This window comes from Floccifex porci, assembly GCF_009696175.1.
Classification (GTDB): domain Bacteria; phylum Bacillota_I; class Bacilli_A; order Erysipelotrichales; family Erysipelotrichaceae; genus Floccifex; species Floccifex porci.
On sequence record NZ_VUMM01000004.1, the window covers coordinates 14,572 to 32,804 of the forward strand.

At 35.4% G+C, this 18,233-nt stretch carries 23 protein-coding genes and 1 other annotated feature; all 23 genes read left to right on the forward strand.

From position 1 onward, the window contains the following. Window positions 1-2: 2 nt before the first annotated feature. The 23 genes from rpsF to FYJ50_RS03525 all read left to right on the forward strand — a co-directional run bounded on the left by rpsF (window position 3) and on the right by FYJ50_RS03525 (window position 18,195). Window positions 3-296, forward strand: a complete 294-nt coding sequence (gene rpsF / locus FYJ50_RS03415; protein ID WP_154459627.1) for a 30S ribosomal protein S6 — start codon at window positions 3-5, stop codon at window positions 294-296. A 2-nt stretch (window positions 297-298) separates the two neighbouring features. Further along, a complete protein-coding gene (gene ssb, locus FYJ50_RS03420) occupies window positions 299-769 on the forward strand; it encodes a single-stranded DNA-binding protein (RefSeq protein ID WP_154459628.1) in 471 nt (156 codons plus the stop codon). Window positions 770-783: 14 nt separating this feature from the next. Further along, on the forward strand, window positions 784-1,014 hold the full coding sequence (gene rpsR, locus FYJ50_RS03425) for a 30S ribosomal protein S18 (RefSeq protein WP_003864783.1): 231 nt from the start codon (window positions 784-786) through the stop codon (window positions 1,012-1,014). Between the two features lie 51 nt (window positions 1,015-1,065). Then, window positions 1,066-1,944, forward strand: a complete 879-nt coding sequence (locus tag FYJ50_RS03430) for a YybS family protein (RefSeq protein ID WP_154459629.1) — start codon at window positions 1,066-1,068, stop codon at window positions 1,942-1,944. Beyond that, window positions 1,931-3,898 (forward strand): GGDEF domain-containing protein, encoded by a 1,968-nt coding sequence (locus FYJ50_RS03435; protein WP_154459630.1) that lies wholly within the window; start codon window positions 1,931-1,933, stop codon window positions 3,896-3,898. Before FYJ50_RS03430 ends, FYJ50_RS03435 begins: the two co-directional genes overlap by 14 nt. Further along, window positions 3,879-4,328, forward strand: a complete 450-nt coding sequence (gene rplI, locus FYJ50_RS03440) for a 50S ribosomal protein L9 (RefSeq protein WP_154459631.1) — start codon at window positions 3,879-3,881, stop codon at window positions 4,326-4,328. The genes FYJ50_RS03435 and rplI overlap by 20 nt, the downstream gene beginning before the upstream one ends. Before the next feature lie 2 nt (window positions 4,329-4,330). Next, on the forward strand, window positions 4,331-5,680 hold the full coding sequence (gene dnaB / locus FYJ50_RS03445; RefSeq protein WP_154459632.1) for a replicative DNA helicase: 1,350 nt from the start codon (window positions 4,331-4,333) through the stop codon (window positions 5,678-5,680). Next, window positions 5,670-6,407, forward strand: a complete 738-nt coding sequence (locus FYJ50_RS03450; protein WP_154459633.1) for an MBL fold metallo-hydrolase — start codon at window positions 5,670-5,672, stop codon at window positions 6,405-6,407. The genes dnaB and FYJ50_RS03450 overlap by 11 nt, the downstream gene beginning before the upstream one ends. Window positions 6,408-6,440: 33 nt before the next feature. Beyond that, the gene (locus FYJ50_RS03455) at window positions 6,441-6,617 is read left to right on the forward strand and encodes an AtpZ/AtpI family protein (protein ID WP_154459634.1); all 177 of its coding nucleotides are present in this window, start codon (window positions 6,441-6,443) and stop codon (window positions 6,615-6,617) included. Beyond that, window positions 6,614-6,967 (forward strand): ATP synthase subunit I, encoded by a 354-nt coding sequence (locus tag FYJ50_RS03460; protein ID WP_205946406.1) that lies wholly within the window; start codon window positions 6,614-6,616, stop codon window positions 6,965-6,967. The genes FYJ50_RS03455 and FYJ50_RS03460 overlap by 4 nt, the downstream gene beginning before the upstream one ends. After that, complete coding sequence (gene atpB / locus FYJ50_RS03465; protein WP_154459636.1) at window positions 6,967-7,674, forward strand: F0F1 ATP synthase subunit A; 708 nt, start codon at window positions 6,967-6,969, stop codon at window positions 7,672-7,674. Before FYJ50_RS03460 ends, atpB begins: the two co-directional genes overlap by 1 nt. A 19-nt stretch (window positions 7,675-7,693) precedes the next feature. Next, the gene (atpE, locus tag FYJ50_RS03470; protein WP_154459637.1) at window positions 7,694-7,936 is read left to right on the forward strand and encodes an ATP synthase F0 subunit C; all 243 of its coding nucleotides are present in this window, start codon (window positions 7,694-7,696) and stop codon (window positions 7,934-7,936) included. A 17-nt stretch (window positions 7,937-7,953) separates the two neighbouring features. Further along, entirely contained in the window at window positions 7,954-8,469 is a 516-nt protein-coding gene (gene atpF, locus FYJ50_RS03475; RefSeq protein ID WP_154459638.1) for a F0F1 ATP synthase subunit B, read from the forward strand. Then, complete coding sequence (gene atpH, locus FYJ50_RS03480) at window positions 8,463-8,999, forward strand: ATP synthase F1 subunit delta (RefSeq protein ID WP_154459639.1); 537 nt, start codon at window positions 8,463-8,465, stop codon at window positions 8,997-8,999. The genes atpF and atpH overlap by 7 nt, the downstream gene beginning before the upstream one ends. A gap of 16 nt (window positions 9,000-9,015) precedes the next feature. After that, entirely contained in the window at window positions 9,016-10,548 is a 1,533-nt protein-coding gene (atpA, locus tag FYJ50_RS03485) for a F0F1 ATP synthase subunit alpha (RefSeq protein WP_154459640.1), read from the forward strand. Next, entirely contained in the window at window positions 10,535-11,383 is an 849-nt protein-coding gene (gene atpG, locus FYJ50_RS03490; RefSeq protein WP_154459641.1) for an ATP synthase F1 subunit gamma, read from the forward strand. The genes atpA and atpG overlap by 14 nt, the downstream gene beginning before the upstream one ends. 11 nt (window positions 11,384-11,394) lie before the next feature. Beyond that, window positions 11,395-12,804, forward strand: coding sequence for a F0F1 ATP synthase subunit beta (atpD, locus tag FYJ50_RS03495; protein WP_154459642.1), 1,410 nt, complete (start codon window positions 11,395-11,397; stop codon window positions 12,802-12,804). Further along, on the forward strand, window positions 12,804-13,199 hold the full coding sequence (gene atpC, locus FYJ50_RS03500; RefSeq protein WP_154459643.1) for an ATP synthase F1 subunit epsilon: 396 nt from the start codon (window positions 12,804-12,806) through the stop codon (window positions 13,197-13,199). Before atpD ends, atpC begins: the two co-directional genes overlap by 1 nt. A 336-nt stretch (window positions 13,200-13,535) precedes the next feature. Beyond that, window positions 13,536-13,742, forward strand: coding sequence for a hypothetical protein (locus FYJ50_RS03505; protein ID WP_154459644.1), 207 nt, complete (start codon window positions 13,536-13,538; stop codon window positions 13,740-13,742). A gap of 31 nt (window positions 13,743-13,773) precedes the next feature. Continuing rightward, the gene (locus tag FYJ50_RS03510; RefSeq protein WP_154459645.1) at window positions 13,774-14,058 is read left to right on the forward strand and encodes a hypothetical protein; all 285 of its coding nucleotides are present in this window, start codon (window positions 13,774-13,776) and stop codon (window positions 14,056-14,058) included. Window positions 14,059-14,318: 260 nt separating this feature from the next. Next, window positions 14,319-15,827 (forward strand): PHP domain-containing protein, encoded by a 1,509-nt coding sequence (locus tag FYJ50_RS03515; protein ID WP_235900916.1) that lies wholly within the window; start codon window positions 14,319-14,321, stop codon window positions 15,825-15,827. Window positions 15,828-15,859: 32 nt separating this feature from the next. Beyond that, window positions 15,860-16,062, forward strand: a binding site (T-box leader). A 30-nt stretch (window positions 16,063-16,092) separates the two neighbouring features. After that, window positions 16,093-18,006: a methionine--tRNA ligase gene (gene metG / locus FYJ50_RS03520; RefSeq protein WP_154459647.1), complete on the forward strand. Its 1,914-nt coding sequence runs from the start codon at window positions 16,093-16,095 to the stop codon at window positions 18,004-18,006. A 3-nt stretch (window positions 18,007-18,009) separates the two neighbouring features. Further along, complete coding sequence (locus FYJ50_RS03525) at window positions 18,010-18,195, forward strand: hypothetical protein (protein WP_154459648.1); 186 nt, start codon at window positions 18,010-18,012, stop codon at window positions 18,193-18,195. Window positions 18,196-18,233 lie beyond the last annotated feature (38 nt).

Here is an 18,233-nt window from a genome sequence, read left to right on the forward strand (position 1 = left end):
ACATGAAAAAATATGAAATCATGTACATTGTTAAAGCATCTTTAGATGAAGCTCAATTTGAAAAAGTTAAAACTCGTTTACATTCAACTATTACAGATAACGGGGGAAGCATTGACTCATTTGATGATTGGGGAATCAAAGATTTTGCTTATGAAATCAATCACATGAAAAAAGGACACTATGTAGTTATTAATGCAACTGCAAATAACGAAGGAATTTTTGAATTTCAGCGTTTAGCTCGTATCAATAACGATGTTGTTCGTATTATGGTTGTAAAAACAGAAAGTGAAAAATAATTATGATTAACCGTGTCGTACTAGTAGGTCGTTTGACTCGAGATCCTGAATTAAGAAAAACACCTTCAGGAGCGAGTGTATGTTCTTATACTTTAGCGGTTAGCCGTAATCGTAGTGCTCAACCTGGACAGCCGGAAGCCGATTTTATCAGCTGTGTTACATGGAATCGTCAGGCCGAAACTATGGCTCAATATTTGCATAAAGGTTCTTTATTAGGTATTGAAGGTCGTATACAGACTCGCAGTTATGATAATCAGCAGGGTGTGCGTGTATATGTTACGGAAGTGATTACCGATTCAGTTCAATTTTTGGAACCTAAATCAGCCGGTAATTCACAGCCTCGCAATATGCAGAACGCAAATCCTTATGGTTCAGCCAGTTCTTATTCACAACCAGATTATGTAGATGATGCATTTGGCTCATTTGATTCGAATGATACACTGGATATCGCCAGTGATGATTTACCATTCTAGAAAGGATTATAACAATGGCATTTAAAAAACAACGCATGGGGCGTAAAAAAGTTTGTTACTTTACAAAAAATAAAATTAAAGAAATTGACTACAAAGATGTAGAATTATTAAAACGTTTTATTAATGCAAATGGAAAAATTATTCCTAGACGTGTAACAGGTACTCGTGCTAAATATCAAAGAATGTTAGCAACAGCTATCAAACGTGCTCGTCAAATGGCATTATTACCATATGTAGTTGACTAAGACTTCACTGAAGTCTTTTTTTTTTTGCCTTTTTGTGATATAAAAAAGGATATGAATACTAAAGAATTGACTCGTGGTGCAATGATGTGTGCTATATATGGCGCTTTATTGTTTATTAATCAGCAGACTGCTTTAAGCATTGAAACCATTGTTCCCTGGATTTTTGTTTTTCCAATTTTAATTTATACAGTAAATTCAAATATCAAGATGAGTGCCTTAGTTGCGATAGCTATGGGCTTGTTAACTGTATTTTTAGGAGGATTTACAACCTGGTTTTACAGCTGGACATCTATCTTTATGGGATGGATCTATGGAATTGGAGTTTCTAAAAAGTGGAGCAATGTATTGAATTTAGCCATAGCTATGATCATAAATATAATAAGTATGGCTCTGATTGTTCTGGTATGGACTCAATTATTTGGCATGGATCTGAGTGAAGATTTTGCACTGCTGCATAAATTTATACCTTCTATTGATTTTAGAGTGTTTGCCTGTCTGTTTATTGTTCTTATGGGAGGACTGCAGGCATTATGCATTCATACAATTGCCTTATTGATTTTTATAAAAATGCACATTGAAACAAGACCAATGAAACCAATATATAAAGTTTCAAGTCCTCATTGGGTGGCTTATGTTTCAATGTTTATATGGTATATCTATTTTTTTGGACAACATATGGTAGAATTAAATAAAATGATGATTGATATTATTCAGTTGGCATGGTTTGCGGATTATGCTCTGCTGGTATATTTTGGAATTGTTTATTTACTGGATGCCTGTGTAAGGAATCATAAACAGAAATTGTCTTTTTTTGTAATATTATTGGGTTTTTTTCCCCCTATTAATATAATATGGGTTATATTAGGTGAATTGGATTGTCTTTTACAATTAAGAGAAACAAAATCAGAGGTAAAAAATGAAGAAATTTGAAAAGTGGGCTAAGATTTTTATTCTGTCAGCCCTGTTTGCAGCAGCAATTATTTTATTTATGCTGTTTAAAAAACAATGGATCGAAGCAATTATGCTGATTGTAATCGTAATTTTAATGACCATTCCATTTGTGAATTTATGGAGAGATTTAAAAGAACATGGAATGAAAACGGAATTTGATATTTCCCGTGTTTTAGGAAAAGAAGCAAAAGATGCTTTAAGTTTTGGAAACATTGGAATGATTACTTATGATGTCGATTACGTTGTAACGTGGTGTTCGCCGTTTTTTGCAGAACGTGGCATGGATCTGGTTAATAAAAAAGTGACATCGTGGATTGAAAACATCCGCACTTTATTTGATGAAGAAGTAGATGTAGTGATTGGGAAATATAAAGATTCTGTATTTGAAATTACTCGTAAAGAAGACAATCGATTGCTTTATGTAAAAGATATTACCGAATTTTATGAACTGCGTCAGAAGTATATCAATCAGGATGTAGTTGTAGGTCTGATGCAGATGGATAATTATCTGGAATATCAGCAATACGAAAATGAAGAAATCATAGCCAATATCAATACGCATTTAAGAGCTCCTTTAGTATCATGGGCTAAAGAAAATGGGATGTTTATCCGACGTATTCGTTCGGATCGTTTTATTGTAATCTTAAATCAGGAAATTTTAAAGAAAGTTCGTGCCCAGAATTTCAGCATTCTACAAACGATACGAGATAAATCTATGGCATTGAACACATCAATAACATTGTCTCTGGCTTTTGCCTATGGAACCAGTGAATATCCAAAACTGGATGATATGCTAAACGAATTGATTGAGTTGTGTCAAAGTCGAGGAGGAGATCAGGTGGCCATTCGAAGAATGGGTGAACCGGTTCAGTATATTGGAGGAAATTCGGAAAGTGGATCGGCTCGATCAAAAGTCAGAGCTCGTATTATGTCTCAATCCATACAGCAGGCGATACTGGATTCAAAAGCGGTATTTATTGCCGGACATTATATGTCGGATTTTGATTGTATGGGAGCTGCTCTCAGTATTTCAAACTGGGCTACAGCTTTAAATAAAAATGCATATATCGTTTTAAAATCCATTCCAAGAGATGCCCAGCTTCAAATGACAATGGATCATTATTCACAGTCTTTAAACGAAAGACATATTTTTATTACTCCAGATCAGGCAATGGAGAGAATGAATTATAATGAAGACTTATTAATTTTGGTTGATCATGCCATTCCTTCTATCAGTTCAGCAAGTTCGTTTATTGAAAGCTGTAAACGAATCATTGTGATCGATCATCATAGAAGAAATGAATTTTTTGCCAAGAATACTATGTTAAGTTATGTAGAAAGTACAGCTAGTTCTTCATGTGAATTAATTGTGGAACTGTTACAGGACATTCCCAACCATATTCCTATTTATGAATCGGAAGCGACGATTATGTATTTAGGTATTCTGGTAGATACCAATCGCTTTAAAATGCATACCGATGCTCGTACATTTGAAGCATGCGGTGCACTGCGTGCCTGGGGAGCCAATGGTCAGGTTGCAGAAAAAGCTCTAAAAGAAGATTATTCTCATTTTATGCTGAAACAACAAATGATCTTACAGGCAAAACCGTATTTGAATCAGTTTATGATTACTTGCGGGGATACACGTATTATCGACCGTACGATTATGGCTCAGGTATCGGATGCACTTGTTCTGATCAAAGGAATCAAAGCTTCTTTTACAATTGCCTATACTTCAAAAGAACCAAATACAGTAAGTGTCAGTGCAAGAGGAGATGGAAGTACTAACGTTCAGAAGATCATGGAAAAAATGAATGGTGGAGGTCATTTCAGTGCGGCTGCTCTGGAAAGAAAGAACTGCACCGTTTCACAGATAAAAGAAGAATTATGTGATGTAATCAGGGAGGTATATGATGAAAGTAATATTGCTTAAAGATGTAAAAAAATTAGGAAATAAAGATCAGGTATTAGAAGTGAGCGATGGATATGCACGCAATTATCTGATTAAAAATAGATTGGCAGTTGCCTATACAAAAGGTTCAGAAAAAGTGCTTGAAAAACAGATGGAAGTAAAAGCACAGGAAGAAGAAAAATTAAAAGAAGAAGCGATTCAGTTATCGAAACAGCTGGAGTCCATCAAACTGGAGTTCAGCTTAAATACGGGGAAGGAAGGACAGGTATTTGGTTCCATTTCTTCTAAACAGATTGTTGAAAGTTTATCAAAAAAAGGAATTAAAGTGGATAAAAGAAAAATTAAAATGGAAGAATCCATTTGTTCATTGGGAACTACAAAAGTGAAAGTGGATCTGTATCATGGACTGGTATGGGGAGAAATCAAAGTTCACGTATCAAGTAAGGGGTAATTATGGCAAGAGAACTTCCAAACAGCCAGCCGATGGAGCAGGCTTTACTGGGTTCAATATTAATTTATCCAAGTGTCATGCAGGATTGTCAGGATATGGATCTGAGTGAGGATGAATTTTTCTTACCTTCACATCAGAAAATATTTCAGAGTATGTTAGAAATCTATCAGACCAGTAAAATTGTAGATTTAAATACACTGATCACAAGATTGAATGATAAAAACGATCTGGAAAGTGCAGGAGGGGCGGATTATATTATTCGTCTGGCGGATAGTGCCATTTCAGCAGCCAATACAAGAAATTATATTGAAACCATTAAGAATAAAGCCCAGCTGCGTCAGCTGATCTATACAGCTGATCGCATCAGTCAGGATTGTTATGAATCCAGTTTAGATATCGATACTTTACTGGATGATGCGGAACGATCCATAATGGATGTAACCCGTCATAGACGCGGAGAAGAATTTGAATCCAGCCAATTGATTGTTTCTCGAGTGATCGATGAATTGAAAGAACTTCGTCTGCACAAAGGGGTAACTGGAATTCAGACAGGGTTTACGGATTTAGATCGAATGACCAATGGGTTTCAAAGAGGAGATCTGATTATTCTGGCGGCTCGTCCAGCAATGGGAAAATCTGCTCTGGCTTTAAATTTTGCCAATCAGGCTGCTAAACGAAATGATGGAGCGGTTGCGATATTTTCTCTTGAAATGCCTTCTGATAGTCTTATGAAACGTTTAATGAGTTGTGAATCACAGGTTTTTTCAAATAAATTAAGAGATGGAAATTTAAATAACGAAGAAATGAATCGTTTAAATAATGCAGGGACTCGTTTGGGTGAAAGAAAAATATATATTGATGATACCAGCAGTATTAAAGTCAGTCAGATTTTTTCAAAATGTAGAAAACTAAAAGCAGAAAATGGTTCTTTATCTTTGATTGTGATTGATTATCTTCAGCTGATTACGGGTTCTCGTGCAGATTCCAGACAGCAGGAAGTGTCTGAAATTTCTCGTAATTTAAAAATTCTGGCAAAAGAGCTGGAATGTCCTGTAATTGCTTTATCGCAGTTATCTCGTAAAGTCGAAGAAAGATCCGATCATAAACCACAGTTATCAGATCTGCGTGAATCAGGTTCTATTGAACAGGATGCCGATATCGTAATGTTCTTGTATCGTGAAGCTTATTATGACAAAGATAAAGAAAAGCAGGAAGAAACTGAAGTTATCGATTTAAGCATTGCCAAGCACCGTAATGGAAGCATTGGGGAGATTCAGCTGGCTTTTGAAAAATCCATTTCCAGATTTACAAATTTAGCCAATTCTTCAGGAGATAACATTTATGAAGGTTGATTTAATCTGTAGTGGTTCTAAGGGAAACTGCTGTCTGATCCGTAATCAGGATACACAGATTGTAATCGATTGTGGTTCGACAAAAAAATATTTAATGGATCATTTTAAACTGGCGGGTGCAAAAATTAAAGATACCAATGCTTTACTGATTACGCATGCTCATTCCGATCATATTTCACAGATCAAACTTTTTGAAGGCTTACCTGTATACACCTATTGCGATCTGGATGTGGATCATAAAAGTATTCAGCCCTTTGAAGTCTTTTCGATTGGATCTTTTACAATAAGAGTTATTCCTGTATCTCATGATGCCTATCATACTGTTGGTTTTGTGATTCAAAGTGGAAATGAAAAGCTGGTCTATATTACAGATACAGGCTATATATCAAACAAAATTGCTCCCTATTTAAAAGGAGCTACTTATTATATATTTGAAAGCAATCACGATATGGATTGTCTGATGAAATCCAAGCGGCCATTGTTTTTAAAACAGAGAATTTCTTCGGACATTGGACATATGAACAATGTGGATGCCAGCCGCTGGCTGACTTCACTTGTCAGCAATCAGACAAAAGAAGTGGTACTGGCTCATATTTCCAGTGACTGTAATAAAACGGAACTGGCAAAACAGACACTTATTGATACATGTATAGAAAGAAATGTACCTGTAACTTTTCGTATCCAGGCAATGGAGCAAAGAAGCTGGTATTCGTTTGGTGAAAATTGATTTCTGTATTTAGATTTGATAAAATTCTTGCATATGAAAGCAAATAATTTTACAGGAGCCTTATTGGCCAGTTTACTTTTGTTTACCTTTATTGGGTATTTATTAGATCATCATTTTCATACAACACCTTTGTTTATATGTATAGGTATGGCATATGCGATATTTGGCTGTTTTTACTTATTGATGAAAAAGACGAGGGATCCAGAATGAATCGATTCCAGAAAAGAATTGAAACAATTTCTTTATTTGTCACCATTCCGGTTTCAATTACAGGGTGGATCCTATTTGATTTTAATGTCTTTGCTGGTATCTGGATTGGATGCATGTGTGCTTTGATTGGATTTCGTATGATTGTTAAAATGACAAAAAGTTTAAATCCAGATGAACAAAAGGCAAAGAAACAAGGGGTATTTTCTTATACGATGCGCTATTTTTTCTATGGAATGATTTTATTTATATGTGCATATAAGGGGATTCCCGTATTATCGGTTTTGGCTGGAATAATGTGTCATAAGGCATCATTATTAATATATACAGCAATAGAAAAGGAGGATGCATAATGGAAAATCAAATCAGTGAATTAGTCTTGCACATTGGCTCTTTTGATTTAGAGCTTCCGCAATCAATTTTAGTTTGGTTTGGTTTATGCATTGGGTTTACAATTTTCTTTATTGTGGCTGGAAAAAAGATCGAAAAAGCCGATCCATCAAAAGCCCCTAAAGGAATTGTATACATATCAGAGGAGTGTTATAACCTGGTAATGTGGATTGTAAAAGGAAACTTAAAAGAAACAACTATGCACTATTTACCTGTATTTGGAACACTGACTCTGATGATGGCAGCTTCCAATTTAATTGGTTTACTGGGTCTGCAGAATCCAACCAGCAATGTCAGCTTTAATGCAACATTAGCTGTTTGTGCATTTATTATGATTCAATACCATGGAATTAAAAAAGCGGGAGTTATAGCTCGACTAAAAGAGTTATGTGAGCCAATGTTTTTCTTGTTTCCATTAAATGTGATTGGTGAAATTGCCATTCCATTGTCTTTGACAATGCGTTTATTTGGAAATATTCTAGCGGGAACGATTATCACAATGCTTGTATACACTTTAATTAAGCTTTTATTGCCAGTTGGAGTGATTGGGTTGATCGCAACACCATTCTTACACGCATATTTTGATATCTTCTCAGGTTTAATTCAAACGTACATATTCTTTACGCTTGCTTCGTTCTTCTTAGGACAGCAGGTTGCAGGTGAAGAATAAAAAAAAGGAGGAAAAAATTATGTTTAATGAATTTTTCGTAAAAGGTATGGCATGTTTAGGAGCCGGTATCGCTATGATTGCTGGTCTTGGGCCTGGTATTGGACAGGGAATTGCTGCCAGTAAAGGTGCTGAAGGGGTTAGCCGTAATCCAGATGCAGCTTCAAAAATTCAATCAATCATGGTTTTAGGGATTGCCTTAGCTGAAACAACAGGTATTTATGCATTGGTTATTGCTATCCTTTTAATTTTCGTTAAAGGATAAAATGAGGATAATCGGTTATGATAAATTTTAATATTGATAACTATTTGCGTATTTCATTAACCGATGTTGTTTTAGTTCTGATTTCTACATGTTTGATTATTATTATCGCAAAACATTTTTTCTGGGATAAGCTGGTTGCTTTTATGCAGAAAAGACAGGCAATTATTCAGGAAAATATTGATGCTTCCAATCAATTGAAAATGGAAGCGTTAAATCAGAAAGAAGTTTACGATGCAAAATTAAAAGACGTTGGAAAAGAAGCTCATTCAATTCTTGAATCCGCAAAAGCACGTGCAGAAGAAGAAAAAGATGAAATTATTCAGAATGCACAGAATCAGGCGGAACATATTAAGCGAAAAGCACAGGAAGAAATTGAAAGAGATAAACGAAATGCGCAAAAAGAAATGCGAGAAGCAATTAGTGATGTAGCTATAGAAGCGGCTAAAAAACTGGTTGAAAAAGAAATGGATGAAAAAATTCAGAAACAGTTTGTTCAGGATTTTATTGACCAGGCAGGAGATAAAGAATGGTAGTGTCTTTTAAACCTTATAGCTTAGCTTTATATGAACTAGCTAAAGATAAGGATCAGGTTCCTTATTATATGGAACAATTAAAAAAACTTTCAGATATATGGAAAGAAAATGAAGATTTTTTAAAGGCGCTTCGTCATCCTAAAATTACTCGCAGGGAAAAGAAAGAATGGATTTCGCAATTATTTGAATCTGAATTGGACCCTTTGCTGTATCGATATTTACTGGTCATGGTTGAACACGATCAGATTGGATATATACCGGAAATATATGAGGCTTTTATAGAAGTTTATAAAGAAGATCAGAATATTGAAAGTGTACTGATTGAAAGTGCCTGTCCATTAAGTGAAGATCAGATTCGTCAGATTAAGACAGTAATTGAAAAGAAATTGAAAAAGAATATTGAAGTGAGAACCAATGTGGTTCCTGAATTGATTGCAGGAGTACGTGTTCGCACCAAAGATTTTGTATTGGACAATTCTATGTTGTCGCGCATTAGTAACTTAAAAGAAAAGTTAGAAAATGCCTATTAGAAAAGCAGGTGATACTATGAGTTTAAATCCAGCTGAAATCAGTAAATTGATCAAAGCACAAATTCAAAATATCGACCAGGATCTGGAAATGAATGAAACAGGAACGGTTTTAAGCATTGGTGATGGTATTTCAACTGTATATGGTTTGAAAAATGCTATGATGTCTGAATTGCTTTTATTCCCTCATGATGTTTATGGAATGGTCATGAACTTAGAAGACGATCATGTTGGGGTTGTATTAATGGGAGACAATCCAGATATTAAAGAAGGGGACATTGTAAAACGTACACAGAAAATTGTGGAAGTTCCAGTAGGAGATGAAATGATTGGACGTGTAATCAATGCCCTGGGACAGCCAATTGATGGAAAAGGACCAATTCATACAACAAAAACACGTCCTGTAGAACGTGTGGCTCCAGGAGTTATGACACGTAAAAGCGTTTCGGTTCCATTACAGACCGGATTGAAGATCATTGATTCAATGATTCCAATTGGTCGTGGTCAGCGTGAATTGATTATCGGGGATCGTCAGACAGGAAAAACAGCGATTGCTATCGATACAATTCTGAATCAGAAAGATACAGGAGTAAAATGTATCTATGTCGCAATTGGGCAAAAAGCCAGTACAGTTGCTCAAATTGTTGAAAAATTAAAACAGAACAATGCGATGTCTTATACAACGGTTGTTGTATCAACCGCTTCAGAAGCGGCTCCATTGCAGTATTTAGCTCCTTATGCAGGATGTGCAATTGGAGAAGAATGGATGGAAAATGGGGAAGATGTACTGATCGTTTATGATGATTTATCAAAACATGCCGTTGCGTATCGTACAATGTCCCTGTTGCTAAGACGTCCTCCTGGACGTGAAGCTTATCCTGGGGATGTATTCTATCTTCATTCTCGTTTACTGGAAAGAGCAGCTCGATTGAATGAAGACAATGGAAATGGATCTTTAACAGCACTGCCAATTATTGAAACACAGGCAGGTGATATTTCAGCTTATATTCCTACTAATGTAATTTCAATTACAGATGGACAGATTTTCTTAAAAAATGACATGTTTAATGAAGGAATCCGTCCAGCAGTAGACAGTGGGTTGAGTGTTAGCCGTGTAGGTTCTGCTGCACAAATTAAAGCTATGAAACAGGTGTCCGGTTCTTTAAAACTGGAATTGGCACAATATCGTGAAATGGCAGCTTTTGCTCAGTTTGGATCCGATCTGGATGCAACAACAAAAGGAATTCTGGATCATGGGGCACGTTTAACACAGCTTCTGATTCAAAAACAATATTCCCCTTTATCTGCAAGTGAACAGGTAATTGTATTGTTTGCAGCAAAAAATAAATATTTAAGACCGGTAGCGGTAGAAGATGTACAGAAATATGAAGAAGGACTGTTGTCTTTTATTCATAAAGAATATCCATATATAATCGACCAGATTGAAGAAAAACGAGCATTGGATACAGATTTAGAAAATCAGATTAGAGTGGCATTGGATGCCTATGCAATCGAATATAAGAAATTAGAGGGAACTCATGGCGCAGAATAGACAAGCCATTCAAGCTCGTATTCGATCCGTTGATTCCACAAAGAAAATCACAAAGGCGATGCAGCTGGTTGCCAGCAGTAAACTGAATCGACAGAAACAATTAATGGAAGAAAATCGTGTATATGCTTCAGCTTTACAGGAATTAATGACACTGGTTTTGTCTTCCATTGGAGATCAGTCTATTTATTTACATGAAAATGAAGGAAAACCATCTTATGTTTTTGTGATTACCAGTGATATGGGCCTTTGTGGAGGATATAATTCTAATGTTTTGAAAATGTTATCCCAGGAAGTTTCTAAAGAAGATCGTATTGTTATGATTGGAAATCGAGGAGTGAACTGGATTCGTTCGCGAAATTATAAATGTGAACAGGCTTTTGTGGATTTAAATGAAGACGATGATTATCTTGTATTATCTACACAAATGCAGAATGCTTTAGAATTATTTATAAAAAAAGAAATTTCAAGTATAAAGATTTTATACACTTATTTTAAAAATACATTGACATTTGTACCAACCTTAGAAACCATTTTACCAATTCAGAAACCTGAATCAAAAGTTGAGAAAAAATCACAGGCACAAATGATTTTTGAACCAGGAAAAGAAGAAATGTTAGCTTCTGTGGTTCCTATGATTTTAAAGTCAACGTTGTATTCTCGTTATCTGGAAAGTAAAACAAGTGAACAGGCTTCGCGTCGAATGGCAATGGAAAACGCAACCGACAATGCACAACAGTTGCGTGATGATCTCGAATTTGCATTTAATCAGGCTCGACAGGCAGCGATTACACAGGAAATTACTGAAATTGTCGGTGGATCCAATGCAATTTCTTAAGGAGGAAAAAGATGAGTCAAAATATAGGAAAAGTTGTACAGGTCATTGGACCGGTTGTAGATATTGCTTTTGCCCAGGATAGACTGCCTGACTTATTGACCGCCATTGAAATTAAACGTCCCGATCAGGAAGAATCTTTGATCGTTGAAGTGGCTCAGGGAATTGGAGCCGATCGTGTACGCTGTATTGCGATGGGACCAACAGATGGTCTGACACGAGGAATGGATGCTATTGATACAGGGGCTCCGATTCAGGCTCCTGTTGGAGATGCTGTATTGGGACGTATGTTTAATGTATTAGGACGACCTATTGATGGGTTAGGAGAAGTGAAAGATGTAAAATATTTACCAATTCACAGAAGTGCTCCTAAATTTGATGAACAAAGTACAGAAAGTGTTCCACTAGAAACAGGAATTAAAGTAATTGACCTTTTATGTCCCTATGTAAAAGGTGGAAAAATCGGTCTGTTTGGTGGAGCCGGTGTAGGAAAAACGGTATTGATTCAGGAATTGATCCATAATATTGCCAAAGAACATGGTGGGAAATCTGTTGTTGTTGGTGTAGGGGAAAGAACTCGTGAAGGAAACGACATGTACCATGAAATGAAAGACAGTGGTGTATTGGATAAAACCGTTTTAGTTTATGGTCAGATGAATGAATCCCCTGGTGCCCGTATGAGAGTGGGACTGACTGGATTGACTATGGCAGAAAATTTCCGTGATGAACAACACCAGGACGTATTGTTGTTTATTGACAATATTTTCCGTTTTACACAGGCAGGATCAGAAGTAAGTGCCTTATTAGGTCGAGTACCAAGTGCCGTTGGATATCAGCCAACATTGGCAACGGAAATGGGACAATTACAGGAACGTATCACATCCACAAAAGATGGATCCATCACATCGGTACAAGCCATTTATGTGCCTGCCGATGACTTGACAGACCCAGCTCCAGCAACGGCTTTTACGCATCTGGATGCTAAAACCGTATTAGATCGTGAAATTGCAGCATTGGGTATTTATCCAGCGGTAGATCCATTAGGATCCAGTTCACGTATTCTGGACCCACTTGTAGTAGGACAAAGACATTACGATGTAGCTCGTGGGGTTCAAAATTTACTGCAGAAATACAAAGACTTACAGGATATCATTGCCATTTTAGGTATGGATGAATTAAGTGATGAAGATAAAAAAGTTGTTAACCGTGCAAGACGTGTACGTAACTTCTTATCACAACCATTTAATGTTGCCGAAGTCTTCAGTGGAATTCCTGGACAATATGTACCATTGGAAGAAACAATCCGCAGTTTTGAAAAAATTCTTGCTGGTGAGTATGACGATCTTCCAGAACAGGCCTTCATGATGGTAGGTACAATTGAAGATGCTGTTAAGAAAGCGGAAATATTGGCTGGTGATCAATAATGATAGCTTTAAGGATCGTTACCCCTAAAGGAAATTATGCCAGTCTGAATGTAAAAAGCATTCACATTAAAAGTGTAGAAGGAGAAATGACCATTCTATCCAATCATATTCCAATTTTTGCTTCTATTGTTCCATGTGAACTGGTATTAGAATGTGAAGATGGAAATAAAAATGAATATGCATTGTCTGGTGGATTTTTCCATTTTGAAAACAATGAAGCACTTTTATTAACGGATGCGATTGAAGGAAAAGGAGAAATCGACTTGGAAAGAGCGAAAAAAGCTTATGAAAGAGCTCGAAAACGCCTTGAAAAGAAAGATTCCAATACAGATATGAAACGAGCTGAATTGGCTTTACAAAGAGCCATTATTCGAATTCACGTATCTGAGAACTAAGGAGCTGTAACGAAATGAAATAATTTCGTTACAGCTTTTTTCATGTAAATCAGTACAAAAATAAAAGAACGCACCGGGAATCGAACCCTCGGCGTTCAATGATATACTCTTTTTGTTCAGGGTAGTGTAAAAAGTTTATGAAAACTCATTCGTTATTTAGTGAGAAATCAGCTTTTTCATCACCGATAAGAATCAAACAGTTGAAACGAACTGTTTGAATAAATATATGCCGTGAAATTTTCGTTTACTGATGCTTAAAAAAGCACGACGAAAAGAACTTTCTGAGTGAAAGTTAAAAAAAGAATCCTAATGGTATTGATAACTTAGCTCGATCATATGGGTTTTACTACTGCAACAATAACTACACTAACGGTTCGTGGCACTTCAGAAAATGAATTAGCTACGTATTTTGGCAACAATGAATATGTTGTGAATATTGCACCAAAAGAAATTGAAATGGAAACACCAGAAATCACAAAGATAGAATTTGATAAAAATAATCAAGTGATTAATCAAAATGAATGGGCTGAAATAAAAATTTAATTTGGAAAGATGGAAAATATAAAGGTTGCTCATGCGATTTTTGAGAATGAAAAATGGTTATGTATCCTTTACATTCAGTCATGCATCGGATTATTTGGTAGTAATTGATAAGCAAACAGCTGTAAAACCAGAAGAACCAGATTCTACTGAATCGAACACATCACAAAAGAATGAAACTACAGAAAAAGATAAGAGCACTAAAAATGAAAGTACAAACACTGCTGCAATCTATAATGCACTATTCTATAAAGGATTGCTTGTAGTATCATTGGTAGCCGGTTTTGTTTTAGTGGTTGTAAAAAGAGAGAGCTGTTAATTTAGATTTTAAATAAGATCAAATTTTTATCAAGTATTGACAAAAATGAGATATAATCCCACTTAAGTAGACACACGAAAGAATAGAAACAATTCTCTCTTGATCTGCAGAGTGGGATTTTTATATAGGAAGAAAAAAATAGTAAAAGATAAAATTAAGATCGGTCTCAGGATAGTTTTAAGTGATTCTATGTTTTTTTGACATGAATTCTTCTTGGGTATTAAATTTTCTATAAACTTTGGTATAATAGATAAAAAGGTATGAAATTTATGGAAAAGAATTATAGTTATATTGATTTATCTTTAGCCTATTTTCAAAAGAAAGCTAAAATCTATAAAGATGGTGGATATAAAAAGGCAGTCTCTTTAAAAAGAAATATAGATGATTATGAGAACCATTTATTTACTTTTCTGATTGATATTAATTTCTGCTTACTTCCAGTTTATTTATGGGTTATAGAATTTCTGTTGATTTTAACAGGATTGATTCCACCAAGAATGTTTGATATTTTATTTTACATTATGTTTGTGTTATTGTTTATCACAAGTGTGATTCTTCTACCTGTAATAACTTCTCGAACACATGGAGTGACATTTGGTGGAGAAATTATGGGGATTCGTATTGTGAATCGACAAAATCGCATTGTCAATGGATTTCAATTGATTTTAAGACAAGCCATTGGGATGGGAATTCCACTTATGTTGTTTGGCTATTTATTTAAAACATGGGGAATCCTTGGATGGTGGCTGATCAATGGAATCGCATCTTTAATTTCTCCAAATCAGCAGACCATTATGGATATTGTGCTAGGGCTCCATTTAGTTTATGAATCGGAAACACATATTCGATTTGAGCCAGAATCACAAGAAAAAAATGAAGAAGAAATCTGTCCAGTGGATCTTCATATTCGTTCAAATTATAGTGATGATGGATATTATGATGTAGAAGAAATCTTTAAACAGGCAAAAGAGCTAGGATTGGATACGATTTCCATTACCGATCACAATTGTGCAAGGCAAAATGCAGCCGCTTTCCGGTTTGCGGATCTTTATAAGATTCAATACATTCCTGGAGTAGAACTGGATGCTCAGTATGGCGACATTCGTGTTCGTGTATTGGGTTATTATATCGACTGGGAACATGAAATCTTTGATGCACTGGAAAGAGCTTCTTTAAAAAGAGAAAAAGAAAATTCATTATTAAGAGTCAAAAAATTTGAAGAATTTTCAGGGGTTTCTATTGATGTCGATTCTCTGATTCAGAATTCTCGTTTTCAGACTATTACGGCAACCGATATAACGAATATGGTTTTTAACAATGAAAGAGTCCGGTCTTTATCTTTTGTAAAGAAATATATTGATTCGACAAACAGTACCAGTGAAGCAATGAAACAGTTCAAATACCATATTTTTGGAAAAGGTGGACCTTGTTACATAAAAGGGAACTATCCAAGACTGGAAGATGTAATTAAATCAATTCATATTTCAGGAGGAATCTGTGTTCTGGCAAGTTGGCATATGGATTATATTGACGATGAAACCATTCAGCAAATGATTGATAAAGGAATTGATGGAATTGAATGTTTCTCACCATGTGTGCAGCAGGAAACCATTTCTTCTTTGTTAAAGATCGCAAGAGAAAATAAATTATTGATAACGTGTGGTAGTGATTATCATGGACCAACAAAACAGGATCGTAAATTGGGGGTAACTCATTGTCCAGAAAAAGGGGTCCAGCTGGTAAGGATTTTGACAAAACACGCAAATTAAGGTTGAAAGAAGAAAACAGTTTATCGTATAATAAACAAGCGTAGAAAAGAAGAGTACCATTTTATATGGAAAGTAGAGAGCGAATGGCTGGTGAAAATTCGTTTCGATTGAAATGGGAAGATGGACTTGGAGCTTCTTTTTCGAATCATTAGAAAAAGACGTAGCTGGCGTTAACAGATTGAGACATACATTTGTATGTAAACTAAGGTGGTACCACGAAACTTTCGTCCTTGGATGAAAGTTTTTTATTTTATAGGAGGATAACATGGAAAATAAAGGACCTTATTATTTAACAACCGCAATTGCTTACGCATCCGGTAGACCTCATATTGGAAATACGTATGAAATTATTTTATCCGATGCGATTGCTCGTTTTAAAAGAGAACAGGGATATGATGTTTTCTTTCAGACAGGAACGGATGAACATGGAATTAAGATTGAAGAAAAGGCAAAAGATGCTGGAATTACTCCCAAACAGTATGTAGATGAGGCTGCTGCTAAAATCAAATCTAACTGGGATCTGATGAATACAAGCTATGATTATTTTATTCGTACAACGGATGCCTCTCATGAAAAACAGGTTCAGAAAATCTTTAAGAAATTATACAAGCAGGGTGATATCTATAAAGGATATTATGAAGGAATGTATTGTACACCTTGTGAAAGTTTCTGGACAGAATCTCAATTGATTGATGGTTGTTGTCCTGATTGTGGAAGACCTGTAAAACCGGCAAAAGAAGAAGCATATTTCTTTAATATGCAGAAATATGCCGATCGTTTAATGCAGTATATTGAAGATCATCCAGATTTTATTCAGCCAGAATCCAGAAAGAATGAAATGATCAACAATTTTATCAAACCAGGATTACAGGATCTATGTGTATCCCGAACTTCTTTTACATGGGGAATTCCTGTTGATTTTGATGATAAACACGTAGTTTATGTATGGATCGATGCCCTTTCCAACTATATAACTTCTTTAGGATACGATGCCGATGGAAACAGTTCCGAAATGTATAAAAAATATTGGCCTGCCACTCATATCATTGGAAAGGATATATTACGTTTTCATACCATTATCTGGCCTATTATTCTGATGGCACTGAATGAACCGCTTCCTGAAAAAGTATTTGCTCATCCTTGGTTACTGATTGGGGATGGAAAGATGTCTAAATCCAAAGGAAATGTTATTTATGCAGAAGATCTGGTGGAACATTTTGGTGTAGATGCCGTTCGTTATTATTGTCTGCATGAAATGCCATATGCGCAGGATGGAACGATTACATGGGAACTGGTAATGGAAAGAATCAATTCGGATCTGGCCAATATTCTGGGAAATTTAGTTCAGAGAACCATTTCTATGTCCAATAAATATTTTAATGGAGTCATCACAAATCCAGATGTAAAAGAAGAAGTGGATGAAGAATTAAAACAGATGGCTGTAGCAGCATTGGATAAAGTAACACAAAAAATGGATGAATTTAGAGTAGGAGATGCTTTAGATGAAATCTTTGCGGTCTTAAGACGTACAAATAAATACATTGATGAAACAATGCCATGGGCTCTGGCAAAAGAGGAAGAAAAACAGGATCGTCTGGCAACGGTTCTATATAACTTACTGGAATCCATTCGTATTTGTGCCATCTTATTAAAGAGCTTCTTACCAGAAACATCCAATAAGATTTTAGATATGATTGGAACACAACAAAGAGATTTTGATACTGTTACAACTTTTGGTCAGCTGGAAGTCAATGGAAAAGTATGTGAAAATCCAGCTCCATTGTTCGCTCGTATTGATGTAAAGAAATTCATGGATGAATTCAATAAGAAAAAAGAAGAACCAAAAGAAGAACCAAAAATTTCAATTGAAGACTTTTCAAAAGTGGAATTAAAAGCTGGTACGGTATTAAAATGTGAAAAACATCCAAAAGCCGATCGTTTACTGGTATTCCAGATTGATTTTGGAAACGAAGTCAGACAAATTGTATCGGGAATTGCGAAATTCTATAAACCAGAAGAATTAGTAGGAAAACAGATTGTAGCGGTAACCAATTTAGCTCCAACAACCATTCGTGGAGTGGAATCCAATGGAATGATCTTAAGCTGTGATGGTGGAAAAAAGAGCTTGTGTGTCATTTCTCCAGAAAAACAGATGAAAAATGGATCTAAAGTTTGTTAAAAAATGAATGAGAAACAAAGATTATATAAAAATCAGCTTCAATTAGCCGGCTTAGGAATTGTTATCTTTGTATTTGGATTGATTGAATCCAATAAACCATGTATTATTATAGGACTTTGTATTTTCCTGTATGGTTTATTAAGACTTTTATTTTTTAAAACATTATTTAAAAAAATAGATTCAAAATAAAAAGATAGATTATAGGATTCACCATTTAAAGGTGGATC